Origin of the sequence: Streptomyces roseicoloratus, assembly GCF_004117935.1 — a bacterium.
Taxonomy (GTDB): Bacteria; Actinomycetota; Actinomycetes; order Streptomycetales; family Streptomycetaceae; genus Streptomyces; species Streptomyces roseicoloratus.
Genome location: NZ_SDOY01000006.1, coordinates 12,516 through 36,795 on the forward strand (window position 1 = coordinate 12,516; position 24,280 = coordinate 36,795).

A 24,280-nucleotide genomic window follows, 5' to 3' on the forward strand; every position below is an offset into this window, starting at 1 on the left:
TGCGTATGAAGCCTGTAAGTGAAGTGTGCCGCCCGGAGGCCCGGACGGCACACTCGTCGTCTTGCTAGCGGTTGGCGAGGGTCCAGCGCGGTCCGTCCGGGCTGTCCTCGATGGCGAGGCCGGAGCGCGTGAGCTGGTCCCGGATGGCGTCCGCGGTCGCCCAGTCCTTCCGTTCGCGGGCGGACTCGCGCTGCTGGAGCACCAGCCGTACGAGGGTGTCGACCACGTCGTGCAGTTCCTCGCCGCCACCGGTCTCCTCGGCCCAGTGCGGGTCGAGCGGGTCGAGACCGAGGACGCCGAGCATGGCGCGCACCTCGGCGAGGCGCGCGATGGCCTCGTCCTTGTCGTCGGCGGCCAGTGCGCTGTTGCCCTGACGGACGGTGGTGTGGATGATCGCCAGCGCGTGCGGCACGCCCAGGTCGTCGTCCATGGCCTCGGCGAAGGCCGGCGGCACCTCGGCGGCGGGCGCGACGGGCGAACCGGCCTTCTCGGTGGCGCGCTGCACGAAGCCCTCGATGCGGCCGAAGGCGGCCTCGGCCTCGCGCAGGGACTCCTCGCTGTACTCGATCATCGAGCGGTAGTGCGGGGTGCCCAGGTAGTAACGGAGGACGATCGGGCGCCAGTTCTTCACCATCTCGGAGACGAGGACGCTGTTGCCCAGCGACTTCGACATCTTCTCGCCGCTCATGGTGACCCAGGCGTTGTGCACCCAGTACGAGGCGAAGTCGTCGCCGAAGGCCTTGGCCTGGGCGATCTCGTTCTCGTGGTGGGGGAAGACCAGGTCGAGGCCGCCGCCGTGGATGTCGAAGGCGGAGCCCAGGTACTTGTGCGCCATCGCCGAGCACTCCAGGTGCCAGCCGGGACGGCCGCGGCCCCACGGCGTCTCCCAGTCGGGCTCGCCCGGCTTGGTCGCCTTCCACATGGCGAAGTCGCGCGGGTCGCGCTTGCCGGTGATGCCCTCCTCGGCGGGCTGGCGCAGGTCGTCGATGTCCTGGTTGGACAGCGCCAGGTAGTCCGGGAAGGAGCGCACGTCGAAGTAGACGCTGCCGTCGGCGACATAGGCGTGGCCGCGCTCGATGAGGCCGCGCATCATCTCGACCATCTCGGTGACGTGGCCGGTGGCGCGCGGCTCGTAGGTGGGCGGCAGGCAACCGAGGGCGTGGTAGCCGTCGTTGAAGGCGCGCTCGTTCTCGTAGCCGATGGACCACCAGGGGCGGCCCTGCTCGGCGCCCTTCCTGATGATCTTGTCGTCGATGTCGGTGACGTTGCGGACGAACGTGACGTCGTAGCCGCGGTACGCGAACCAGCGGCGCATGATGTCGAAGTTCAGGCCCGAGCGGATGTGCCCGATGTGCGGGGCGGCCTGCACGGTCGCGCCACACAGGTAGATCGAGACACAGCCCGGCTTGATCGGGGTGAAGTCACGGATCTGCCGGGCGCTGGTGTCGTACAGGCGAATAGTCACCCCACCAGGGTAGTGGGCGGGGGGCAGTGCCCCGCGACCCCTTGCGGGTCGCGGATGACACTTTTCACGAGTTGTCCCGCCTTCGGGGCCGGGCCCCTCCTCCCCCGGCCCTCGTCAGGCGCGGCCCACCGGGTAGACGAGGGCGGTCGCGAGGGCGGCCAGGCCTTCGGCGCGGCCGGTGAGGCCGAGGCCGTCGGTGGTGGTGCCGGAGACCGACACGGGGGCGCCGGCCGCCTCGCTCAGCGCCTTCTGGGCCTCGTCGCGACGCTTGCCGATCTTGGGGCGGACACCGACGACCTGGACGGCGATGTTGCCGATCTCGTACCCCTCGGCCCGGACGATGCGGGCGGCCTCGGCGAGCAGGGTGACGCCGGAGGCACCGGACCACTCGGGGCGCGAGGTCCCGAAGTGGGCGCCGAGGTCGCCGATGCCGGCGGCGGAGAACAGCGCGTCGCAGGCGGCGTGGGCGGCCACGTCACCGTCCGAGTGTCCGGCGAGCCCGTACTCCTCGCCCTCCCACAGGAGACCGGCGCACCACAGCTCGCGCCCCTCCTCGAAGGCGTGGACGTCGGTGCCGATGCCGGTGCGGGGCAGCACGGGGAGCTGGGGGCGGCTGTCAGAAGCCATCGTTGGCCCTCCTGCGGGCGAGTACGGCCTCGGCGAGGACGAGGTCGAGCGGACGGGTCACCTTGAAGGCCTCTTCGTGGCCGGGCACGACGACGACGGGCGCGCCGAGCTTCTCGACCATGCCGGCGTCGTCGGTGGCGCCCTCCCCGGTGAGGGCGACGGTGGCGTGGGCGTTGACGAGGGTCTCGCGGTCGAAGCCCTGCGGGGTCTGCACGGCGCGGAGGCGGGCGCGGATCGGGGTGGCGACGACCTGCTCGGGGTCGCCGGGCCGCTCGGCCGGCTCGACCTCCTTGACGGTGTCGGCGACGGGCATCGCGGGAACGACGGCGACGGCCCCGTCCCGTACCGCCTCGATGACGGCGTCGACGGTGTCGACGGGCACGAGCGGGCGGGCGGCGTCGTGGACGAGGACGGTGGTGACGTCGTCGGGGATCGCCTTGAGGCCCAGGTGGACGGACTCCTGGCGGGTGTCGCCGCCGGGCACGACCACGTAGTCGGTGCGCTCGGGCAGCGCGTGGGCGTCGAGGAGGTTCTTCACCTCGGCTGCGCCGTCGGACGGCGCGACCACGACGACGAGGGAGACGGCGCGGGAGGCGGCCATCGCCCGGACGGCGTGGATGAGCATGGGGGTGCCGTTCAGCGCGCGCAGCGCCTTGGGGGCGCCCGGGCCGAGGCGCACGCCCCGGCCGGCCGCGGGGATCACCACGGCGGTACGAGGAGGACGCGCTTCGTCTGTCATCGGTTGCACTCCGGCAGGTTTGTTTCCGCGGGCGACGTGGGTATGGCGTCAGCAGGCTTGCCTGCGACGCCTCGACCGGGCCCTTTCCGTGACGACGGTCGAGGCGTCGCCGTGCGAGCCGCGCGATCGCCACGGTTGTGGCCATCGCGATGATTGTCGCGTTCGTGAGGGATGTCGAGGTCCGGCTTCGCGAGGGTGCCGGGTCGGCGCTTCGCGAGGTGGCCGGTCGGCGCTTCGCGAGGGCTGCCGAGGTCGACAGGGGCGGGTCGGGAGATCGACTCGGAAGATCGACGGGGGGACGGGAAAGAAGAGAGACGAACATGCCGCAGTGCCCGGCGACGGCACTGTGGAATCAGAGCGATTCACAGCGCGTCAGCGGGCACCGCGGCATTGTGCGTGGCATGCCTGTCCGTGGTCCGAAGTCCCTGACATGGCAGTCATGACAGACATGACAGTCATGGCAGACACGTCATGGCAGACATGGTCGTACGCCAGGCGTCGGATGGCATCAGACGGCAGGCGTCAGGACGCGAGCACCTCGTCGAGAAGTGCCTCGGCCTTGTCCTCGTTGGTGTTCTCCGCGAGGGCCAGCTCGCTCACCAGGATCTGACGCGCCTTGGCCAGCATGCGCTTCTCACCGGCGGAGAGACCGCGCTCGCGCTCGCGACGCCACAGGTCGCGCACCACTTCGGCGACCTTGATGACATCGCCCGAAGCGAGCTTCTCCAGGTTCGCCTTGTAGCGACGGGACCAGTTGGTCGGCTCCTCGGCGTACGGCGCACGCAGCACCTCGAAGACCCGGTCCAGCCCGTCCTGACCGACCACGTCGCGAACACCGACGAACTCCGCATTGTCCGCCGGCACACGAACCGTCAGGTCGCCCTGCGCGACCTTGAGCACCAAGTAGGTCTTGTCCACGCCTTTGATCTGGCGAGTTTCGATGGCCTCGATCAGCGCGGCCCCGTGATGGGGATAGACCACGGTGTCGCCAACCTTGAACGTCATGTGACAGGTACCCCTTCCGTGGCTATCCAGAGTAACACGGATACGGCTTCTTCTGAATGGCGTTTTCGCAGGTCAGGGCATATCTCGGGGCTTGACAACAGCGCCGGGGACGTGCTGCGGAGCCCTTCCGGAAGGCGGTATTCGCAGGTCGGAGCGGCTGCGCGGACGCAGGGAAACACCCACGTTACAGACCCCGAGGGTGGCACGAGAGGGGGTCGATGTCCCGGTTTGCCGGGTTCAGTGTGGCCCTCTTCACGTAGTCCGTTCGAGGATCGACCACCCGTACGGGCGGATTCTCGAATTGATCACGACAGGAATCCCGAATGGCGCGGAGGGCCGGTGCGCGGGTAATGCGCGCCCGGGCGGCCGAATTGATCACGGCGCTTATGTGAACGGCGCGTCAATGGGCCGTGATCGGGAGTGATCCGACGCGATCCGACGCGATCGGGGCGCGATCGGGGCGCGATCGGGGTGTCAGGCGATGTGATCCGGCCAGAACGGCGAGTTCTCGACGGAACGGGCGGGGCCACGGCGCGCGCGACGGGAGCGGGGCGGCGCCGTGACCCGTACGGAGGAGCGCCAGGGCCGCCGGAGCGGAGGCGGGGCCGGGTGGCGGGTCAGGTGGCGGGGCCAGGTGGCGGGTACGTGTCGCACGCGCGCGGCGCCTGGTCCGGGGCACGTCCGGTACTCGCCCGGTGGTCGGTCCGGTACTCGCCCGGTACTCGCCCGGTTACGCGTTGGGGGCGGGTCGGGTGCGGGACGGGGACTGCGGCTCGGTAACCTAAGCGCGCTGACACACCTTTAGCCGTCAATCGTCCGTCCGTACGTCCTAGGAGTTGCCGCCGCCGTGAGCCGCAGCCTTCGACGCGGCGCCCTCGCCGCCACCGCCATCGTGATCTCGATCGCCTCGCTGTCCGCCTGTGGTGCGGGCAACGACGCACAGACGCTCGGCGTCCGGCCGGACAACGCCGCCGTCACGGTGGACGACGTCAAGATCCAGAACGCGCTCGTGATCACCCAGCCCGACCCGGGCGTGGTCGGCCCGGCCGTCGTGTCCGCCACCGTCTTCAACAACGGTGACGCGCAGCAGACCCTCGAGTCCATCACGCTGCCCGGCGCCGCCGGCACCGTGAAGCTCAAGGCGGCCGAGGGCAACGGCCCGGTCGTCGTCCCCGCCGGCGGCTCCGTCGTCCTCGGTGGCGCCGGCAACGCGTCCGCCACGATCGAGGGCGGCATGCGCGAGGCCAAGAACGGCGACGCTCAGAAGGTCGTCTTCAAGCTGAGCAAGACCGGCGACGTGTCGCTCGACGCGTTCGTCGTCCCGGCGAAGAGCTACTTCAAGGACTTCGGCCCGACCGAGATCCCGAAGCCGCCGGCCGCCACCCCGACCACCGGCGCCACCGCGACCGCCACCCCGAGCGGCGAGGCCGGCCACGGCTCCACCCCATCGGGCACGGCGACCCCGTCCGGCACGGCCACGGCGACCGGCGAGGCGAGCCACTCCGCCGGCCACTGAGCCCACACCGCACGCACACGAAGGGCGCCCCCTCCTCCGAGGGGGCGCCCTTTCGTCTACGCGCCGAGGCGACGGCTGTGGGCGGGTGACGGACGCGCGCCGAGACGACGGCTACGGGTGACGTCGTCGCGCCCAGGCCACGGCCACGGGTGATGACAACGGCGCGCCGAACTACGGCTGTGGCTGCGGACACGAGGTGGCCGGCGGCGGCACGGCCTACGGCTCGAACTTGTACCCGAGGCCGCGCACCGTCACGAGGTAGCGCGGCGCGCCGGGATCGGGCTCGATCTTGGCGCGGAGGCGCTTCACGTGGACGTCGAGCGTCTTGGTGTCGCCGACGTAGTCCGCGCCCCAGACGCGGTCGATGAGCTGCATACGGGTGAGGACGCGGCCCGCGTTGCGGAGCAGCATCTCCAGGAGGTCGAACTCCTTCAGCGGCAGGTCGACCTTGCCACCCGCGACGGTGACCACGTGTCGGTCGACGTCCATGCGGACCGGACCGGCCTCCAGGGCGGCGGGCGCGGCCTCCTCGGGCTCGCCGCGGCGGCGCAGCACCGCGCGGATGCGGGCGACCAGCTCCCGCGAGGAGAACGGCTTCGTCACGTAGTCGTCGGCCCCTATCTCCAGCCCGACGACCTTGTCGATCTCGCTGTCCTTGGCGGTCACCATGATCACCGGGACGTTGGAGCGACCGCGCAGCTGCCGGCACACCTCCGTGCCGGGCAGGCCCGGCAGCATCAGGTCGAGGAGGACGAGGTCCGCTCCGTTGCGCTCGAACTCGTCGAGGCCGTCGGGCCCGGTCGCCGCGACGGCGACCTCGAAGCCCTCCTTGCGGAGCATGTACGACAGGGCGTCGCTGAAGGATTCCTCATCCTCGACGACAAGCACTCGGGTCACGGAAGGACCTCCGGGGCAGGGAGTGGTTCGGTCATGAGATCGGGGTGGTGGAGGTGGTGGAGATGGTGGAGGTGATGGGGAAGGCGGAGGAGGGCGTGGACGAGGCGGCGGAGGTGGGTACGGAGCCGGAGGCAGAGGACGGGGCGTCATGCCCGGGCCCGGGCCCGGGCGCGGGCGCGGGCGCGGGCGCGGGCGCGGGCGCGGGGTCATGGTGGGTTTCGGGCCCGACGTCGCGGCCGGGCGGGGCCTCATGACCGGGCCCGGCGTCGCGGCCGGACCCCGACTCGTACCCCAGGCCGTGGCCGTGGCCGGACCCCGACTCGTACCCCAGGCCGTGGCCGTGGCCGGACCCCGGCTCGTACCCCGAACCGAAGTCCTGGCCCGGACCGGGCTCGTACCCCGGACCGAGCTCGTACCCCGAGCCGAGGTCGCGGCCCAGGCCCAGGTCATGGCCCAGGCTCAGGTCGTGGCCCCGCCCCTCGTCCCGGCCCTCCCCGCCGACTGCGCCGACATTGTCGGCCCCGTGGGCCCCGTCGACATCGTCGGCATCGTCGGCACCGCCGAAGGTGCCGAAGGTGCCGACCGCGCCGTCCCGCTGCTCGGCGCGGCGTTTGCGGCCCGCGGCCGCCTCGGGGAGCCGCAGGGTGAAGGTCGAGCCCTGGCCCTCGGTGCTCCACACCGTGACCTCCCCGCCGTGCGAGGCGGCCACGTGCTTGACGATGGCCAGGCCGAGGCCCGTACCGCCGGTGGCGCGGGAGCGGGCCGGGTCGACCCGGTAGAAGCGTTCGAAGATCCGCTCGCGGTCCTTCTCCGAGATGCCGATGCCCTGGTCGGTCACGGCTATCTCGATCAGGTCGCCGCCGGGTGCCGCGACGCGGCGGGCGGCGATGCCGACCCGCGTGCGGGCCGGGGAGTAGTTGACGGCGTTCTCGACGAGGTTGCCGAGGGCGGCGGCGAGCTGGCCGCGGCTGCCCCAGACGTACAGGTCAGCGGTGCCTCCGGAGGCCATGGTGATCTGCTTGGTGGAGGCGGCGTGCCGCGACCGGTCGATCGCCTCGGCGACCAGCTCGTCCACGGACACCGGCTCGGAGTCCTCCAGCGGGTCGTCGTTCTGCACCCGTGAGAGGTCGATGAGCTCCTGCACCAGATTGGTGAGGCGGGTCGCCTCGATCTGCATGCGGCCGGCGAAGCGGGTGACCGCCTCGGGGTCGTCCGAGGCGTCCATGACGGCCTCGGAGAGCAGCGAGAGCGCACCCGTGGGCGTCTTCAGCTCGTGGCTCACGTTGGCGACGAAGTCGCGCCGTACCGCTTCGATGCGGCGGGCTTCCGTCAGGTCCTCGACGAGCAGCAGCACGAGCCGCGAGCCCAGCGGGGCGACCCGGGCGGAGACGGCCAGGGCCTCGCCGCGGCCGCTGCCGCGCCGTGGCAGGTCGAGCTCGACCTGGCGTATCTCTCCGTCGCGGCGGGTGTCGCGGGCCATGTTGAGCATGGGCTCGACGGCCAGTTTCCCGCCTCGCACCAGACCGAGCGCGTACGCGGCCGAGCTGGCCTTGACCACCGAGTCGCTCTCGTCGAGGACGACCGCGGAGGAGCGCAGCACGGACAGTACGGTGTCGACGCCGGGCGGGAGCACGGCGTCGGTGTGCAGGGAGGTACGGGTGGGCCTGGCCTGGTCGCGCTCGCTCCAGCGGAACGCCAGCATGGCGATCACGCCGGTGCACACGCCGGCGATCGCTGCCAATGCGGCGACCGCCGCGTTCACGTCCATGCCATCCAGGTTATGCGGGCCGAATGACAGTCTCCCAGCCGTCCGGGGGGCGGCTCGAACAGTCGTCGCCCAGAGTTCACCGAGGAGACGGCGCCGGTTCATTTGCCCTGGTGGGCGCTGCGGCGTGCGTCGCCGGGAGTTCACCTGGGCGACAGGGGTGGTTCACGTGAGGGGGTGGAACCCGACGCGTACGGGGCCGAACGTGGGAGCGTGGGGCACGGACCGACCGGACCGACCGGGCCGGGCGGCGACGAACGGGCCGGGCGGCGAGGAACGGAGCCGGATGGAGCCGGACGGAGCCGGACGGGTCCGGGCCCCGGGACATGCGCGCGACGCGCACGGAGCTGCACGGCGCGCGGAGCACTCGGAGCGGGTAGAGAGGGACGACATCGATGCGGGACGCGTACCACGAGGAACTCGACTCGATCGGCGAGGGCCTGGTCGAGATGGCCCGTCTGGTGGGGTCGGCGATCGGGCGCGCCACGACGGCGATGCTGGACGCCGACCTGAAGCTCGCGGAGAGCGTCATCGCCGCGGACCGGAAGGTCGACGACCTGCAGCACGATCTGGAGGCACGGGCGATAGCCCTGCTCGCCCGGCAGCAGCCGGTGGCGACGGACCTGCGGATCGTGGTCACCTCGCTGCGCATGAGCGCCGACCTGGAGCGCTCGGGCGACCTCGCCCAGCACGTCGCCAAGCTGGCCCGGCTGCGCTTCCCGGACCGGGCGGTGCCGGACGACCTGCACGCGACGATCCTCCAGATGGGGCAGCTGGCGCAGCGCCTGATGGCGAAGGCGGCGGAGGTGATCATCACCAAGGACGTCGACCTGGCGCTGCAGTTGGAGCAGGACGACGACGAGATGGACCTGCTGCACCGCGCGCTCTTCCAGCACCTGATGGACGACCGCTGGAAGCACGGCATCGAGACGGCCGTGGACGTGACGCTCCTCGGCCGCTACTACGAGCGGTTCGCGGACCACGCGGTGTCGGTCGCGAAGCGCGTCGTCTATCTGGTGACGGGCGAGCACGCGGACGAGCTCCAGCCGGCGGAGGCGCCGGTGGAGGGCGCGTAGGCGCTCGGGGGCGGGCGGCGGAGTGAGCGGGGGGCGGGCGCACGGAGGTCGCACACCTGTGCGCCGTTGATGCGCCTCGGTACGTGGGCATGCAATGGAGGGAGGCGAGGTACGCCTCTCAGGGAGGGACCCATGGCCGAATCCGCTCCGATCACCGACCCCCAGCAGGAGGTCGCGCTCCCGCGCGACGCGACGTTCCTGCCCGTTCTCGGCGCCTGCGGGTGCGGCTCGGGCTGCGGCTGCGGCTGCCAGTCCGGCGGGCCGTGCCAGTGCGGAGGCTGCTCGGGCTGACCGGCCCGACACCTGTGTACGGGCTCCGCCCGCGAGCCGGGCGGGGCCCGTGCGGGCCCGTACTAGCCGATGTCCAGGACGCCGACGGCCTGGTCGCCGGCCAGTTCGCCGGTCTCGCGGAAGCCGAGCCGGCGGTAGAAGTCGCCGGGGCCGTGCTCACCCCGGTGCCAGGTCACGTACATCTCCGTCGCCCCGCGCCGCCGAAGCTCCTCGCGTACGGCATCGACGGCGAAGCGCCCGTATCCCTTGCCCTGCCGGGCCCCGCTGATGTTCAGCCGCCACAGCCCGCTGCGCCGGTCGTCCGGGTCCTTCTCCGCGTTCCACTGGATGTCGACGAACGCCATGAGGAAGCCGACCAGCTCGTCACCGTCGAAGATCAGCCGCGGCCAGGCGGTCTCGCCGTACGCGTAGGCCTCGGCGAGCGAATGAGCGACGGGTGCGACGTTGTCCCGCTGGTGGGGATGGACGCTCAGCTCGAGGGCGGCGTCGATGGTGGCGGGGGTGACGGCTTCCAGACGCGGTGACGTGTTCATGCCTGGGACGGTAGGCGAGGGCGGGTGGTCGATGCCCGCGGATATCGCTCGCGCGTGATGGCGCGCGCCCCGTGGGATGGTGCGGGAAGGAGTCCGTGGAAGGGATGGTGCGGGAAGGAGTCCGTGGAAGCGCGCATACCGTAGGCGCGGACACGACCCGCTCAGCCAGGATGACCGGCATGCCGACCACGCCCGCGCTGCTGCGCCGTACCGTCCTCGCCCACGCGTCCGCTCCCGAGAATGTCGGCCCGGAGCTGCGGCGACGGCTGATCGACTGCTGGATCGCGGTGACGAACGCCGGCGGGGCCGCCGGATTCCCGTTCCCGCCGGTCACGGAGGCGGATGTCGCGCCGGTGACCGACACGCTTCTCGGGCGCCTCGCGCCGGACGGCCACCGGCTGATCACGGCGACGGTCGGCCGGCGGCTGGCCGGCTGGGTGGTGCTCGGCCACGATCCGAACCCGTTGGTCGCCCACTGGGGCACGGTCCACCACCTCCAGACCCACCCCGACTCCCGGGGGCTCGGCCTGGGCGCGGCGCTCATGCGCGAACTCCACCGCCTCGCCCGGGACGAACTCTCCCTCACCCGCCTCCGCCTCGCCGTCCGAGGGGGCGAAGGTCTGGAGTCCTTCTACGGGTCCCTCGGCTGGACGGAGACCGGCCGCTGGCCCAACGCCCTCCGCCTGGGACCGGCGCCGGAGGACACCCGGGACGAGGTGCTGATGGGCCTGGAACTACGGCCGGAGGCCGGGAGCTTCATGGTGGACGCCCCAGGTCCGGGGCCGTGCTCGTCCCGCCCTGTGCGCGCGAGTCCGACGGCGTGCGGGTGGTGCGACGGCTCACCGGCCTGAGCCTCCGGGAGAGCCGGACGCTGGTCAACCGGGCCCGGTCACGATCCTCGGCCCGCGACCGAAGGACCTGGCCGAGGCGGGCGGCCGAAGACCTGTGCCGGGGCCCGGAAGCGGTGACGCGATCGGCGTGATCGACGGGGCGACGGCCGCCGACGCCCCGGCGGTATCCGCGCGGGCCGGGCCTGCGGTGCGGAGGTGCGGGGCATCAGCTCGCGTGCTGGACTGGAGGAGCTGTCCCGCACGTTGAGGAGAAGGCCCATGGAGAACCTCGAAGAGATGGGGCCCGTCGACTACCTGGTCATCGAGTTCCCCGGCAACCGCATGACGGGCGAGGCGTTCCCGCTGCTCGTCGACCTCGTCGACCGCGGCATCATCCGGATCATCGACCTCGCCTTCGTCGGCAAGGACGCCGACGGCTCGGTCGCCGGGCTCGAGCTGCGGGACGTGGGCGACGGCGAGACCGACATGTCGGTCTTCGACGGAGTGTCGTCCGGGGTGCTCGACGAGAGCGACCTGGCGGAGGCGGCCAACGCCCTGGAGCCCGGCAACTCGGCCGCCGTGCTGGTCTACGAGAACCTGTGGGCCGCGCCCATGGCCCGCGCCCTCCGCCGCAGCGGCGCCCAGCTCGTGGCCAGCGGCCGGATCCCCGTACAGGCGCTGCTCGCGGCCCTGGACGCCACGGAGGAGACGGCACCGTCCGGCGGCTCCGTGGCCGCCTGACCCGGCACCCGCAGGCACCCGACCCAGGGGAGATGACCCGACCATGCCCGGACTGCTGAGGGGCGTCGCACGTACGGCCGTCGTCGCCGGAACCGCCACCGCCGTGTCCAACCGCGTCTCACGACGCCAGGCCGGCCGGTGGGCACAGCAGGACTACGCCCAGCAGGAGCAGTACGCCCGCCAGGAGCAGTACGCCCAGCAGGCACCCCCGCCCGCCGCCCCGCCGCCCGCCACGACGGACGACGACATGAGCCGCAAGATCGACCAGCTCAAGCAACTGGGCGACCTGAAGGCGCAGGGCGTCCTGACGGACGAGGAGTTCGCCGAACAGAAGCGCCGCCTCCTGGGCTGACCAGACTCGGTCGACCCGAACGGGAAAGACGATGCCCCCGACCTGCGCCGTGTGCGCGGGTCAGGGGCATGATCGCGGTACGTGTTACTTCTTGCCCTGGTTCTTCACGGCCTCGATGGCGGCCGCCGCGGCCTCCGGGTCGAGGTACGTGCCGCCGGGCTTGAGCGGCTTGAAGTTCTCGTCGAGCTCGTAGGCCAGCGGGATGCCGGTCGGGATGTTGAGGCCCGCGATGTCGGCGTCCGAGATGCCGTCGAGGTGCTTGACCAGGGCGCGGAGGCTGTTGCCGTGGGCGGCGACGAGGACCGTGCGGCCGGCCAGGAGGTCCGGGACGATGCCGTCGTACCAGTACGGCAGCATCCGCTGGACGACGTCCTTCAGGCACTCGGTGTCCGGGCGCAGCTCCGGCGGGATCGACGCGTAGCGGGCGTCGTGCGCCTGCGAGAACTCGCTGTCCTCGGCGAGCGCCGGCGGCGGGGTGTCGTACGAACGGCGCCACAGCATGAACTGCTCCTCGCCGAACTCGGCCAGGGTCTGCGCCTTGTCCTTGCCCTGCAGCGCACCGTAGTGGCGCTCGTTCAGACGCCAGGAGCGGTGGACCGGGATCCAGTGGCGGTCGGCGGCCTCGAGGGCCAGCTGCGCGGTGCGGATGGCGCGCTTCTGCAGCGAGGTGTGCACCACGTCCGGGAGCAGACCGGCGGCCTCGAGCAGCTCACCGCCGCGCGCCGCCTCCTTCTCGCCCTTCGCGGTGAGGTTGACGTCCACCCAGCCGGTGAACAGGTTCTTCTCGTTCCATTCGCTCTCGCCGTGGCGGAGGAGGATCAGCTTGTACGGTGCGTCGGCCATGCCTCCGAGACTAGACGACGGTCGACGATTGACGTGCACCGTCAATTCGCTGGCGTCCGGGGTGTGAGATCCGTAAGTTACGGGAGCGGAAAGCGGCACTTACACCACGCGCATCACCGCGCTTCACGGCGCATCACCGCGCATCACGGCGCATCGACAGTCACCAGGGGGCGGCCACTCATGTCCATCGAGTCACTCGGACGATCGGTCCGTGCGACCGTCTCCGGCTTCCCCGGCGGCTTCTGGTGGCTCTGGCTGTCCACCCTCGTCAACCGGACCGGCGCCTTCGTCCTGACCTTCCTCTCCCTCTACCTCACCCAGGAGCTCGGGTACTCCGCCTGGTTCGCCGGACTCGTCGTCGCCCTCCACGGCCTCGGCGGCGTCGCCGGCTCACCGCTCGGCGGCACGCTCACCGACCGCTGGGGCCGCCGCCCCACCATGGTCAGCATGCACCTGGCGGCCGCCGCCTGCGCTGCCCTCCTCTCGGTCGTCACCAGCGCCTGGGGCGTCGCCCTCGTCGTCCTCCTCATGGGCGTCGCCATGCAGGCCGTCCGCCCCTCCATCAACGCCTCCATCGCCGACATGGTGCCCGCCCACGACGTCCGCCGCGCCTACGCCCTCAACTACTGGGCCCTCAACCTCGGCTTCGCCGTCGCCGCCATCGGCGGCGGCGTCGCGATCGTCCTCGGCTACCGCACCCTCTTCCTCGTCGACGCCGCCGCCACCGCCCTGTGCGCCCTGATCGTCTTCCTCCGCCTGCCCGAGACACGGCCCGAGGCCCGGATCGACCAGGCCACCGGCGAGACCCTCGAGGAGGAGAAGGTCAGCGTCCTCACCGTGCTGCGCGACGCGCCCTTCCGCACCCTGGTGCTGCTCAACCTGCTCGTCTGCCTGGTCTTCACCGCTCCCTGGATCGGCCTGCCGCTCACCATGGCCGGCGAGGGCCTCGCACCCTCCGCGTACGGTGCCGTCATCGCCGTCAACGGCATCGTCATCGTCGGCTTCCAGCTGCTCGTCAACAAGGTCACCGACAAGCGCTCCCCGGTGATGCTGCTGACCGTCTCCTCCCTCCTCTTCGCCCTCGGCACCGGCGCCACCGCGCTCGCCGGCAGCTCCGTCGCCTTCGGCGCGACCGTCGTGATCTGGACGATCGGCGAGATGGTCCACGTGCCCACCAACGCCGCCGCCACCGCCCGACTCGCGCCGGAGCACGCCCGCGGCCGCTACCAGGGCGTGATGGGCATGTCGTGGGCGGTGGCCGGTTTCGTCGCGCCGATCCTGGCCGGCGGAATCGTCGACGGGCCCGGTCCGGACGTCCTGTGGATCGCCTGCGCCGTGATCGGCGCCGTCGCCGCCCTCGGCTACCAGACCCGACTGCGGTCCGCCCTGAGCGAGGCCGAGGGCGAGGGTGAGAGCGAGGGTGAGAGCAAGAGGCAGGAGCAGAGGAAGGGTGACGGCGGGGTCGAGTCCGTGACCGGCGCCAAGGGCGTGGGTCAGGCCACAGGTGACGCCGAGGCCGCGGGTCAGGACGTCGGCAGTGGCGCCGAGGCCGCGGGGCAGGCCGCAGTTGACGCCGGAAGCGTCACTGCGAAGGCCTCTGCGTGAGGTTCCTGAACGCGTCGAGGTTGCGCGTCGACTCGCCGCGCGACACCCGCCACTCGTACTCCCGGCGGATCGCCGACGCGAAGCCCAGTTCCAGCAGGGTGTTGAAGTCGCCGTCCGCCGCCTCCAGTACGGAGCCGAGGAGGCGGTCCAGCTCCTCCGGCGTGACCGCCGCCAGCGGCAGCTTGCCGGCCAGGTAGACGTCGCCGAGCCGGTCGATCGCGTAACCCACCCCGTACAGCCGGAGGTTGCGCTCCAGGAGCCAGCGGTGGACTCCGGCCTCGTTCTCGTCGGGGTGGCGGATGACGAAGGCGTTCAGGGACAGCGAGTGGCGGCCCACGCGCAGCGACAGCGTGGTGAAGAGCTTGCGCGTGCCCGGCAGCTTGACCACGTAGGAGCCCGGTTCGGTGGACTCCCACTCCAGTTCCGCGTCCTTGAAGGTGTCCTCGACGATCCGCCGGACGCTCTCTGCCTCGACCTCAGCCATGGTGGGAGCGTACGCGACGGCGGTGATCACGCGCCCGGAGGTCGTGGGTGGCGCGGTGCCGGTGGTCGTGCATCGCGGCCGTGTACACGTCCGCCGTCCCCGACGCCGCCGTGTCCCAGCCGAACGACCCGGCGTGCCGCGCCGCCGCCGCGCCCATCCGGTCGGACAGCCGCGGATCGGCGACGAAGCGCTCGAGCGCGCGGGCGTAGTCGGCCGGGTCGTGGCCGTGCACGAGGAAGCCGGTGACGTCGTCCCGTACGGCCACGGGCAGACCGCCCACCGCCGCCGCGACGACCGGGGTGCCGGCCGCCTGCGCCTCGATGGCGACCAGGCCGAAGGACTCGCTGTACGAGGGCACGACCAGGACGCTGGCGGCCCGGAACCAGTCCGCGAGCCGGTCCTGCCCGACCGGCGGGTGGAAGCGCACGACGTCGGAGATGCCCAGCTTCGCGGCGAGCTTCTGCAGGCCCTCCGGCTTGGCGAGGCCGCTGCCGCTCGGCCCGCCGACCACCGGCACGACCATGCGGGAGCGCAGCGAGGGGTCGCGGTCCACGAGCAGGGCGGCCGCGCGCAGCAGGATGTCCGGGGCCTTCAGCGGCTGTATGCGGCCGGCGAAGGCGGGGATGAACGCGTCCTGCGGGAGGCCGAGGCGGGCGCGGGCGGCGGCCCGGCCGTCGGCGGGGCGGAAGTGGTCCAGGTTGACGCCCGGGTGCACGACGGCGATCTTGGCCGGATCGGCGTCGTAGAAGCGGGAGAGCTCGTCGGCCTCCTCGGCCGTGTTGGCGATCAGCCGGTCGGCCGCCTCGACGATCTGCGTCTCGCCGATCACCCGGGCCGGGGGCTCGGGCGTGTCGCCCTCGGCGAGCGCCGCGTTCTTGACCTTGGCCATGGTGTGCATGGTGTGGACGAGCGGGACGCCCCAGCGCTCGGCGGCGAGCCAGCCGACGTGGCCGGACAGCCAGTAGTGGGAGTGCACCAGGTCGTAGTGGCCGGAGCGGTGCCCCGCCCAGGCCTGCATCACCCCGTGCGTGAAGGCGCAGAGCTGGGCCGGCAGCTCCTCCTTGGCCAGGCCCTCGTACGGACCGGCGTCGACGTGCCGTACGAGCACGCCGGGCGCGAGCTCGACGACGGGCGCGAGGCCGCCGGTGGTGGCCCGGGTGAAGATCTCCACCTCGACGTTGATCGCGGCGAGCCGCTTGGCGAGCTCCACGATGTAGACGTTCATCCCGCCCGCGTCGCCGGTGCCCGGCTGGTGGAGGGGGGAGGTGTGGACACTGAGCATGGCCACACGGCGCGGGCCGCGGTGCCGGCCGGGAAGCCGGAGCCGGGGCGGCGCCGCCAGGGTGCCGGCGAACCGGGACACGTACTGGCTCACGTCGGCGGTCCTTCCGCTGTCGGACAGGGCGGGTCGGGCGGGTCGGGCGGGTACTGCGGGCATGGCGGAGAAAGGCGGGTCGCACCTTTCCGACCCCGCACAACACCGGAATCCCTCCTTTCATTTCCTCGGCGGCCCGCGCTTTGCCAAGTCATTACCGCCGGAGCGGCCCTCCCCGACCCCTTACGCTCGTTCCATGGCCCCGCGCACCACGCTCCGCACCGTCGCCCGACCCGTCGGCACGGTCACCCGCGGGACCACCAACCCCAACCGGCTGCGCCGCCAGGACCGCTGGATCGCCGCCGTCCACGGCCCGGCCCTGCGCCGCTCCGACGCCCCGCCCGTCGCCGTCGACCTCGGCTACGGCGCCGCACCCTGGACCGCGGTCGAGCTGCTCGCCCGGCTGCGCACCGAGGACCCCAGGACCCTCCTGTACGGCATCGAGATCGAGCCGGCCCGGGTCGCCGCGGCGCGGCCGTACGAGCGCGAGGGCCTGGAGTTCCGGCACGGCGGCTTCGAGGTGCCGGTGCCCGGCGAGGTCGCGCTGATCCGGGCCGCGAACGTGCTCCGCCAGTACGACGAGGAGCAGGTCGCGGCCGTCTGGGAGCGGCTGTGCCGGCGGCTCGCCCCGGGCGGGCTGCTCGTGGAGGGAACCTGCGACGAGATCGGGCGGCGGCACGTGTGGGTCGCGCTGGGCCCTTCGGGGCCCCGGACGGTGACCTTCGCGACCCGGCTGGGCTCGCTGGACCGGCCGTCCGACCTGGCGGAGCGGCTGCCCAAGGCACTGATCCACCGGAACGTGCCGGGCGAGCCGGTGCACGCGTTCCTGCGGGACTTCGACCGGGCGTGGGCGGCGGCCGCACCGTTCGCCTCGCTGGGCGCCCGGCAGCGCTGGATCCGTACCGTACGGGACCTGGCGGCGGACTGGCCGGTGACGGACGGCCCCCGGCGCTGGCGCCAGGGTGAGGTGACGGTCCGCTGGGAGGCCCTGGCCCCGCGCCCGAGCTGAGGGCCGGGGGCGGTCGCCGCCGGAGCCGCCGGAGGGCCTGGGGGCACCGCCGGAGGGCCTGGGCGTTGGGTGACTCGGAGGGGCGCCGCCGGAGGGCCCGGGCGTTGGGCGACCCGGAGGAGCGCCGCCGGAGGGCCGAAGCGTCGGGCCACCCGGACATTTCCGGATCCGTCCCCGAACTCCCCCTGATTTCCCGCCGCTCAGGGAACGCGACCGGCCGAACGCTCGTCCCCCGTGAGGGGAAGTGACCCGACAGGGCCCGCTTTCCCCTGTTGCTTTCGTGTTTCGCATGGCACTATCGCCAAGGTCACGAACAAGTTACTGACGGTAAATCAGATCGAGCCGGACCAGCTCCGACCGGGCCGGACCTGACCTGACCTGACCCAACCTGACCGGGCCAGACCCGGCCAGACCGGGCCGAATCCGCATACACGTACACATAGACATACGCATACGCATACGCATGACCGGGTGTCTTGAGGGGGAGCCTGTGAATCGACGCCGCCACGCCATCGCCACGCTCACCGTGGTCTGCGCCCTGACGGTGCTTGCCTCACCCGCACTCACGCTCCAGGCCGCGGCCGCCCCGCTTCCGCCGGGGCCGCCGGCGCAGCCCAAGAAGACCCTCGAAGAGGTCCGCTCGGAGATCGACGCCCTCTACCGCCAGGCCGCCCGGGCCACCGACGCGTACAACCTGGCCGAGGAGAAGGCCAAGGAGCAGTCCGACGAGATCGTGAAGCTGGCCCGGATGATCGTGGCCGGCCAGGAGAAGATCGACGACCTCAAGGCGCGGGCGGGCGCGGCGGCGCGCGCGCAGTACCGCAACGGCGGACTGCCCGACGGCGCCCAGCTGGTCCTCACGAACGACCCGCAGCTGTTCCTCGACAACGCGGGCCGCCTCAAGGAGGGCCACAAGGCCACCAAGGACCTGCTCGCCGAAATGAACACCACGCAGGCCCAGTTGACCGCGTACGCCAAGGACGCCAGCCTCAACTGGAAGAAGCTCGAGGACAACCGGCTCAAGCAGGCCAAGGCGAAGCAGGAGATCAACGACAAGATCGAGGCCGCCAAGAAGCTGGAGTCGCAGCTCGCCGCCGAGGAGCGGGAGCGGCTGCGGCGCCTCGAGGAGCAGGCGCAGAACCAGGCGCAGACCGCCTGGGTCAACTCCGGGGTCCTCAAGGGCCTGAGCGAGAAGGCGACGCCGGCGGGCAAGCGGGCGGTGGAGTTCGCGACGGCGCAGATCGGCAAGCCGTACGTGTGGGGCGCCGAGGGTCCGAGCTCGTACGACTGCTCCGGCCTCACCCAGTCGGCCTGGGGCGCGGCCGGCCGCCCGATCCCGCGCACCTCGCAGGAGCAGTGGCGGCTCCTCCCGCACGTGGACATCAAGGACATGCGGCCCGGCGACCTGATCGTCTACTACAAGGACGCGAGCCACATCGGCATGTACGTGGGCAACGGGGCGATGGTGCACGCGCCGCGGCCCGGCCGGAACGTGACGATCGCGGGCGCGGGCTCGATGGAGATCCTGGGAGTCGTCCGCCCGGAGTGACGCGTCGTACGTTTGGGGCGGACGACACGGGCTCCGTCGACCGCCGGAACACGCGGACTCGGTCCACCGCCCGAACGCAGCGGGCTCCGTCCACCGCCCGGCGTCGCGTGCTCCGTCCGCCACACGGACGGCGCGGACTCCGGCCGCCGCCCGGAGCGGCCCGGTCCGGGGCGAGCACGCCTGGACAGACAACACGTCACGGCCCGGGTGACCCGCAGCACAGCGCGCGGGGTAAGTGACACGCGGCACGCGCCTCCGCGCCGTGCCTCCGCGCCCCGAAGTGACACGTCACAAGTGACGTTTCTCATCGTCGCGAGGGCTGTGCGCGCCCTCGGAGCAGCCTCCCGACGGCCTCGCCGGGGCCTGGCGACGGCCTCACGACCACCTCCCGGCGCCAACTACCTCCCCATCCGTGGCATATGCCATACCGCCGTGCCGGTTCACCGCGTGATCGCCATTCCGCTGCGCCGTGCGGTACCGCTATGGTCGGTCCCCGGCCCTCGGGGGGAGGGAAGGAAACCCATACCGATGCCCGTACCCGTACCGCGTCAGAGAATCGATTCTCCCGCGGCACCCGGAACGCCCGGCACCGCCCACGCCCACGACCTCACGCTCCTGGTCGTCGAGGACGACCCGGCCGGCGCCCTCGCCGTACCCGAGCTGCTCGACGCCGCCGGGACCCGGGTCCGCATCCGTACCGCCCGCAACCTCACCGAGGCCGAGCGGCTGCTCACCGACGACGTCCACTGCGTCCTCGTCGACCTCGCCCTGCCCGCCCCCCGCGGGGCCGAGGACGAGCCGCTCGCACCGCTCCAGCACATCCTGCGCCTCGCGCCGCGCCACGCCGTGCTCGCGCTCGCCGCGTCCGCGGACGCGGAGCTCGCCGCCGAGGCGGTACGCGTCGGGGCACAGGACCACCTCTTCCGGGAGGAGCTCGACGGACGGCTGCTCAGCCGCGCCATCCGTTACGCGGTCGAGCGCAAGCGCAACGACGTCGTGAAGATCAAGCTGGCCGAGTCGCGGCTGCGCGCCCAGGAGAACGCCCGCCTGGAGCGCGGACTGCTGCCCACGCCGCTCCTGGAGGGCTCCGACCTGCGCTTCGCCGCCCGCTACCGGCCAGGCCGGTCCCGTGCGCTGCTCGGCGGCGACTTCTACGACACGGTGCGCACGCCCGACGGCACGGTCCACGCGATGATCGGCGACGTCTGCGGACACGGCCCCGACGAGGCCGCGCTGGGCGTGGAGCTGCGGATCGCCTGGCGGGCGCTGACCTTCGCGGGCCTGTGCGGGGACGAGCTGCTCTCGACGTTGCAGCAGGTGCTGGAGCACGAGCGCGAGAACGACGAGATCTTCGCGACCCTGTGCACGGTCGACATCTCCGCCGACGGCCGCCGGGCGGGCCTGTGTCTGGCCGGGCACCCGTCGCCGCTGATCGCGCGGCACGGGCGGGCGGCGGAGCTGCTGCCGTACGAGGACGGCGGCCCGGCCCTCGGTCTGCTGCCGCGCGCCCGCTGGCCGCGCCGGCAGGTGGAGCTGGGCGGCTCGTGGAGCCTGCTGATGTACACGGACGGCCTCATCGAGGGCCGCTCGGCGGGCCCGGGTTCGCCGCGGCTCGGCCAGGACGGGATGGTCGAGATGATCAACCGGCAGCTGGCGTCCGGACTGCGCGGCGAGGAACTGCTCGACGCGGCGGTGACGGAGGTGCGGTCGCTGAACGGCGGGGAGCTGACGGACGACGTGGCGGTCCTGGCCCTGGAACGGGACAAGGCCCGGGCATAAACCCGGGCCTCGCACGAGGAACCACGTCCGACCGCCTCACCGGCGTACGGCTTGCCGGATCACCGGCGTACGGCCTGCCGGATCAACGTCCTACGGCCGACCCACCGGCGTACGCCTCAGCGGCCGCCGTTGTACGGGCCGTACGGACCGTCGCTGCTGGAGCCGCCGCGCCGGCCGCCGCCGGACACCTGCCGGAGCGCGGGGCGGACGTCGACCATGAAGACGATGGCGGCGATGAGCCCGGCGATCTGGAGGAACAGCATCGGCAGCAGCAGGTTGAGGACGAGGTTGATGCCGAGCAGGATCAGCCAGAACTTCTTGGTCTGCTTCTCGGCCGCTCGGTACGCGTCCTCGCGCGCCGTGGCGGCGAAGACGAACGCGGCGACGGCGAAGCCGGTGAAGACCAGGAAGATCACCAGGGACAGGATCGAATCGAAGCCGTTCGCCAACATGCTGAGCACCGCCTAGGTGTGTGGGTGGAGCGCCTCGCCGCCAAGGTACCCGTTACAACGCCCGGGACACCGGGTTTGGTGCCCGGACCGCCGTACGGCCCATTTCGAAGCAGCGGCCCCTGTCGGGGCTACGACCCCGATCGAGGCTGCGGCCCATCCCGAGGCTGCGGTCATTTCGAGGCTGCGGTCATTTCGAGGCTGCGGCTCCCGAACCACGGTTCGCCGTCCTCGGCGCCCTCTGCGCCTTCGCCGCCCTCGCCGCCTTTCGAGCCGACGACCGCCCTACTTGTCGGCGCCTTCGGTGGCCGCGGCCTTCTTGGCGGCCGCCGGCTTACGGGCGGCGGGCTTGCGGGCGGCGGGCTTGGAGGTCTCGGAGGTCTCAGGGGCGGAGGCCTCGGCGGTAGCGCCCCCGGCCTTCTCCGTTCCCTCTTCCTCCTTGGCGCCCTTGGCGTCCTTGGCCTCCGGCTGCCGCCCGGTCTCCGGGTCGGGCTCGACGACGACGGCGATCTCGGTGATCTCCTCGGCGACCTCGCCCCGCCAGGCCTTCACGGCCTCCTCGCCCTGCGCGGCGAGCTCCTCGTACTTCTCGCGCGCCTTCACCGCGTACTCGGCGGCGACGCCCACGCCGCGCAGCGCGAGGTCCTGGGCCTGCTCGCCCAGCTTCTTCAGGTCGGTGTCCAGGCTGCCGACGAACTCGGCGAGCTTCGCCTGCGCCTTCTCCTGCACCGCCTTGGGGTCCGTGTTCTTCACGGCCTCGATGCGGCCCGGCGCCTCGGCCGCGAGGTGCTCGATCAGACCGGGCACCTTCTTGGCCTGCCGGACGGCGAGGTCGGCGGTGCCGGCGGCGAAGTAGAGGGGGGTGCGGAGCTCGTCGATGATGGCCATGGTCGTGGTCCTCCCAGAGGTTCTACGCGTCGGTGGACTGCGCCTGCTCGGCGGCGTTCTCCTTGCGGAAGGAGTCGTAGATCTGCAGCAGCACCTGCTTCTGCCGCTCGTTGATCGAGGGATCGGCCAGGATGACGGCGCGCGTCTCCAGCTCCTCCCGCTCCTTCTCGTCGAGGATTCCGGCGCGCACGTACAGCGTCTCGGCGGAGATCCGCAGCGCCTTCGCGACCTGCTGCAGCACCTCGGCGCTGGGCTTGCGCAGCCCCCGCTCGATCTGACTCAGATACGGATTCGACACCCCCGCGGCCTCGGCGAGCTGCCGCAGGGACAACTGCGCGGTGCGCCGCTGCTCGCGGAGGTACTCGCCGAGATTGCCGACGTTGAGTGAAGCCATGCTCCGACCATGCCAGCCACCGCTAACTATTGCAAGCAGCCGCTTGCAATAGTTCTGTCACACGAACCCGTACACCTGTGACTCGTCACGCCCACTGACGCGTTGTCGCGGCAACCGTCCCCAGCCCCACACACTGATGCGTCTCGCTGAAGGTGCCCTGGTCTCGGTCCACCCGAACCACCCCTGCCTCCGGCTACCAACGGTCGCTCAACCTGGTCAGCGCCGAATCCGGATGACGATCAAGGCAGCGCTGACCTAGCGTTCCGCGCATGACATCCCCGGCCGGCTACTACGACGACAAGCCCAGCGTGACCATCCGCTGCCAGGACAACTGGTCCGTGGGCGTGTCGTTCTGCGGCCGGTTCAGCTTCGACCAGGACTCCGTGCACTATGCCGTCGAGCTACGGGCCCCGGGCCTGACCGCTCGTGTCGACGAGGTCGTCGCCTGGATCTGGGACAGCGATCTCACCACGTTCCTGGAAGAGCTCGCTGCCGACTACCGGGGATGGGACGGCGAACGGAGCTGGCAGACCAACGACCGAGACCTGACGGTGTCGGCCGTCTTCCGGTCCGGCGGCTACATCGGGCTGACCTGGGCCGTGCGACCGTGGCCACAGACCGCCGGCGGCTGGAGCGCCTCGGTGACCACCTGGCTGGAGGCCGGCGAACAGATGACATCCCTGGCGGCCGACGTCCGGAGCTTCCTCACCGGGCAGCAGCCGTGACATCCGGCATCCGCATCACCTGGACTCTGGCAGGATCCGGTTGGGTCGACTGCACCCTTGAAGATCACCAGGCGAGAGTCGAGCTCACCGCCTCCTACATCGGCAATGCGCCCGAGGGTTTCCTGGCCGCGGTGGCCCGGCTCGTCGGTGGTGAGGCAGAGACCCGCGCCCAGTTCGAGGCCGAGCCGACCGCCTACCGGTGGATCTTCCACCGCGAAGGCGAGGACACCTGGCTCCGTCTGCTCGAACTGCGCGACGGCAGCGACCACGACAACAAGGGAACCGAGATCTGGTCGAGTCAGCTCGGTATCGACCAGCTCGCCCGCGCCGTGATCCGCTGCTTCAACGAAGTCGCACAGACCTACGGCGAGAGCAGCTACCGAGGCAAGTGGGGTGAGCACTTCCCCCGAACCGAACTCGAAGCACTCAGACGCCTCTGGCGCACCCACAAGCATCCCCAGAACACATAAGCCCGGACGGCACATATGCTCCGGTTGAGCGAGAAAAGTCTGCCTATCCCGTCTCAGTCAATCTGAACCACCCCAGGTCAGCGCACCGGGATGGCCCACTTCTAGAGAGACGGAACAGCAGGACAACTGTCACCGGGGCTCACATCGGCGACACCCCTCCGGGCGCGCTCCTGTCCCGTCGCATTGAAGCTGTCGAACTCTCACTCGTTCTCATTCACGCTGTCGGATTCTCATTGCGTCGCGCGCCGAGCGACGGCGTTTGCCCCGTTCGTGGGGCTTGATCCCACATTCCTGGTCCGGTTCTCGCAGTATCTGTCACGGTCGTTTTCGGCAGGTACGCGAAGCCGGGGGTGGCGACGGATCTGGGTCTGGTCGATGTCGACCGGCGCGTAGAACGGAGTGAAATCTTGTACCCACTGTTCTTTCCGGTCACCGCCTGCCGCAGCGAGGACGACACCGCTCCAATGGAACGCCGTCTTCCTCCGCACAGCTACGCACATCGCGCGATCGAGCTCTCCGTCGGCGCCTACCTCAACGAGATCAGCTCGCCTACGACTCAGTACACACCCCGGCCAGGGCCGGCCGTTTCCTGACCCCATGAAGATCGGCCATCTCAGTGCACGCCCGTTCATCGCTTTCGCGACTTCGCAGCAGGACCTGAACCCGGCACGCGGATGTTTCCAGCCGTTCCGGGGCGATTGGTCGAGACCTATAACAACTACCGTCTCTCCCAGACCAGTCGAATCATTGCTGCTGCGGCTGGCGCGAATCACGGTTCTGTCCGTGGCGAGTGAGGCTTTTCCATCATCGGTCTGAGCTGGCCAAATGCAGTGTGAGCACGGCTTGGACGAGGCCGGTGATCCGGGTGGTCGA

The 24,280-nt window shown here is 71.4% G+C and carries 24 protein-coding genes and 1 pseudogene; 12 read left to right on the forward strand and 13 right to left on the reverse strand.

Translation table 11 applies throughout. The features are described from left to right. Window positions 1–64 precede the first annotated feature (64 nt). The 4 genes from cysS to ESG85_RS00305 all read right to left on the reverse strand — a co-directional run bounded on the left by cysS (window position 65) and on the right by ESG85_RS00305 (window position 3,836). Window positions 65–1,465, reverse strand: a complete 1,401-nt coding sequence (cysS, locus tag ESG85_RS00290; RefSeq protein WP_128975959.1) for a cysteine--tRNA ligase — start codon at window positions 1,463–1,465, stop codon at window positions 65–67. A gap of 114 nt (window positions 1,466–1,579) precedes the next feature. Beyond that, on the reverse strand, window positions 1,580–2,092 hold the full coding sequence (ispF, locus tag ESG85_RS00295) for a 2-C-methyl-D-erythritol 2,4-cyclodiphosphate synthase (RefSeq protein WP_128975960.1): 513 nt from the start codon (window positions 2,090–2,092) through the stop codon (window positions 1,580–1,582). Further along, the gene (gene ispD, locus ESG85_RS00300) at window positions 2,082–2,831 is read right to left on the reverse strand and encodes a 2-C-methyl-D-erythritol 4-phosphate cytidylyltransferase (protein ID WP_128975961.1); all 750 of its coding nucleotides are present in this window, start codon (window positions 2,829–2,831) and stop codon (window positions 2,082–2,084) included. Before ispD ends, ispF begins: the two co-directional genes overlap by 11 nt. Before the next feature lie 522 nt (window positions 2,832–3,353). Further along, window positions 3,354–3,836: a CarD family transcriptional regulator gene (locus tag ESG85_RS00305; protein ID WP_003953493.1), complete on the reverse strand. Its 483-nt coding sequence runs from the start codon at window positions 3,834–3,836 to the stop codon at window positions 3,354–3,356. Between the two features lie 847 nt (window positions 3,837–4,683). Here ESG85_RS00305 and ESG85_RS00315 point away from each other — a divergent pair. Beyond that, a complete protein-coding gene (locus ESG85_RS00315; protein WP_128975962.1) occupies window positions 4,684–5,352 on the forward strand; it encodes a copper chaperone PCu(A)C domain-containing protein in 669 nt (222 codons plus the stop codon). Between the two features lie 216 nt (window positions 5,353–5,568). Here ESG85_RS00315 and phoP read toward each other — a convergent pair whose 3' ends face one another. Beyond that, a complete protein-coding gene (gene phoP, locus ESG85_RS00320; protein WP_484422031.1) occupies window positions 5,569–6,240 on the reverse strand; it encodes a two-component system response regulator PhoP in 672 nt (223 codons plus the stop codon). A gap of 592 nt (window positions 6,241–6,832) precedes the next feature. Then, window positions 6,833–8,017 (reverse strand): annotated as a pseudogene (gene phoR, locus ESG85_RS00325) (two-component system sensor histidine kinase PhoR); the annotation flags it as partial. A gap of 392 nt (window positions 8,018–8,409) precedes the next feature. Here phoR and phoU point away from each other — a divergent pair. Together phoU and ESG85_RS34785 are read left to right on the forward strand one after the other, a co-directional pair. Beyond that, window positions 8,410–9,090, forward strand: a complete 681-nt coding sequence (phoU, locus tag ESG85_RS00330) for a phosphate signaling complex protein PhoU (protein ID WP_128975964.1) — start codon at window positions 8,410–8,412, stop codon at window positions 9,088–9,090. A gap of 132 nt (window positions 9,091–9,222) precedes the next feature. Then, the gene (locus ESG85_RS34785) at window positions 9,223–9,381 is read left to right on the forward strand and encodes a hypothetical protein (protein WP_164986124.1); all 159 of its coding nucleotides are present in this window, start codon (window positions 9,223–9,225) and stop codon (window positions 9,379–9,381) included. Window positions 9,382–9,443: 62 nt separating this feature from the next. On the opposite strand, the gene ESG85_RS00335 is transcribed toward ESG85_RS34785, so the two are convergent. Further along, complete coding sequence (locus tag ESG85_RS00335; RefSeq protein WP_128975965.1) at window positions 9,444–9,914, reverse strand: GNAT family N-acetyltransferase; 471 nt, start codon at window positions 9,912–9,914, stop codon at window positions 9,444–9,446. Window positions 9,915–10,093: 179 nt separating this feature from the next. Here ESG85_RS00335 and ESG85_RS00340 point away from each other — a divergent pair, with 179 nt between their 5' ends. From ESG85_RS00340 to ESG85_RS00350, 3 genes are all read left to right on the forward strand, one after another. Then, entirely contained in the window at window positions 10,094–10,765 is a 672-nt protein-coding gene (locus ESG85_RS00340) for a GNAT family N-acetyltransferase (protein WP_128975966.1), read from the forward strand. A gap of 258 nt (window positions 10,766–11,023) precedes the next feature. Beyond that, window positions 11,024–11,485, forward strand: coding sequence for a DUF6325 family protein (locus ESG85_RS00345; RefSeq protein ID WP_246094738.1), 462 nt, complete (start codon window positions 11,024–11,026; stop codon window positions 11,483–11,485). A gap of 43 nt (window positions 11,486–11,528) precedes the next feature. Beyond that, the gene (locus ESG85_RS00350) at window positions 11,529–11,837 is read left to right on the forward strand and encodes an SHOCT domain-containing protein (protein WP_128975967.1); all 309 of its coding nucleotides are present in this window, start codon (window positions 11,529–11,531) and stop codon (window positions 11,835–11,837) included. Window positions 11,838–11,921: 84 nt separating this feature from the next. On the opposite strand, the gene ESG85_RS00355 is transcribed toward ESG85_RS00350, so the two are convergent. Beyond that, window positions 11,922–12,680: a phosphoglyceromutase gene (locus ESG85_RS00355; RefSeq protein WP_128975968.1), complete on the reverse strand. Its 759-nt coding sequence runs from the start codon at window positions 12,678–12,680 to the stop codon at window positions 11,922–11,924. A 180-nt stretch (window positions 12,681–12,860) separates the two neighbouring features. On the opposite strand from ESG85_RS00355, the gene ESG85_RS00360 reads away from it, so the two are divergent. After that, window positions 12,861–14,285 (forward strand): MDR family MFS transporter, encoded by a 1,425-nt coding sequence (locus tag ESG85_RS00360; protein ID WP_128975969.1) that lies wholly within the window; start codon window positions 12,861–12,863, stop codon window positions 14,283–14,285. On the opposite strand, the gene ESG85_RS00365 is transcribed toward ESG85_RS00360, so the two are convergent. Further along, a complete protein-coding gene (locus ESG85_RS00365) occupies window positions 14,263–14,769 on the reverse strand; it encodes a type III secretion system chaperone family protein (RefSeq protein WP_128975970.1) in 507 nt (168 codons plus the stop codon). The two genes, ESG85_RS00360 and ESG85_RS00365, sit on opposite strands and share 23 nt — an antisense overlap. After that, window positions 14,762–16,144: a D-inositol-3-phosphate glycosyltransferase gene (mshA, locus tag ESG85_RS00370; protein WP_128975971.1), complete on the reverse strand. Its 1,383-nt coding sequence runs from the start codon at window positions 16,142–16,144 to the stop codon at window positions 14,762–14,764. Before mshA ends, ESG85_RS00365 begins: the two co-directional genes overlap by 8 nt. Before the next feature lie 196 nt (window positions 16,145–16,340). Here mshA and ESG85_RS00375 point away from each other — a divergent pair, with 196 nt between their 5' ends. The 3 genes from ESG85_RS00375 to ESG85_RS00385 all read left to right on the forward strand — a co-directional run bounded on the left by ESG85_RS00375 (window position 16,341) and on the right by ESG85_RS00385 (window position 20,481). Further along, entirely contained in the window at window positions 16,341–17,153 is an 813-nt protein-coding gene (locus ESG85_RS00375) for a class I SAM-dependent methyltransferase (protein WP_128975972.1), read from the forward strand. 490 nt (window positions 17,154–17,643) lie between these two features. Then, entirely contained in the window at window positions 17,644–18,702 is a 1,059-nt protein-coding gene (locus tag ESG85_RS00380; protein WP_128975973.1) for a C40 family peptidase, read from the forward strand. Between the two features lie 528 nt (window positions 18,703–19,230). Further along, window positions 19,231–20,481, forward strand: coding sequence for a PP2C family protein-serine/threonine phosphatase (locus ESG85_RS00385; RefSeq protein ID WP_128975974.1), 1,251 nt, complete (start codon window positions 19,231–19,233; stop codon window positions 20,479–20,481). Window positions 20,482–20,597: 116 nt separating this feature from the next. On the opposite strand, the gene ESG85_RS00390 is transcribed toward ESG85_RS00385, so the two are convergent. From ESG85_RS00390 to ESG85_RS00400, 3 genes are all read right to left on the reverse strand, one after another. Beyond that, window positions 20,598–20,933 (reverse strand): DUF2516 family protein, encoded by a 336-nt coding sequence (locus ESG85_RS00390; protein ID WP_128975979.1) that lies wholly within the window; start codon window positions 20,931–20,933, stop codon window positions 20,598–20,600. 282 nt (window positions 20,934–21,215) lie between these two features. Next, the gene (locus ESG85_RS00395; protein WP_128975975.1) at window positions 21,216–21,818 is read right to left on the reverse strand and encodes a hypothetical protein; all 603 of its coding nucleotides are present in this window, start codon (window positions 21,816–21,818) and stop codon (window positions 21,216–21,218) included. Window positions 21,819–21,840: 22 nt separating this feature from the next. Continuing rightward, complete coding sequence (locus tag ESG85_RS00400; protein ID WP_128975976.1) at window positions 21,841–22,212, reverse strand: helix-turn-helix domain-containing protein; 372 nt, start codon at window positions 22,210–22,212, stop codon at window positions 21,841–21,843. 269 nt (window positions 22,213–22,481) lie between these two features. On the opposite strand from ESG85_RS00400, the gene ESG85_RS00405 reads away from it, so the two are divergent. Together ESG85_RS00405 and ESG85_RS00410 are read left to right on the forward strand one after the other, a co-directional pair. Then, window positions 22,482–22,937: a DUF6228 family protein gene (locus tag ESG85_RS00405; RefSeq protein ID WP_164986125.1), complete on the forward strand. Its 456-nt coding sequence runs from the start codon at window positions 22,482–22,484 to the stop codon at window positions 22,935–22,937. Then, window positions 22,934–23,407 (forward strand): hypothetical protein, encoded by a 474-nt coding sequence (locus ESG85_RS00410; protein ID WP_181018923.1) that lies wholly within the window; start codon window positions 22,934–22,936, stop codon window positions 23,405–23,407. The genes ESG85_RS00405 and ESG85_RS00410 overlap by 4 nt, the downstream gene beginning before the upstream one ends. The last annotated feature ends 873 nt before the right edge of the window (window positions 23,408–24,280 follow it).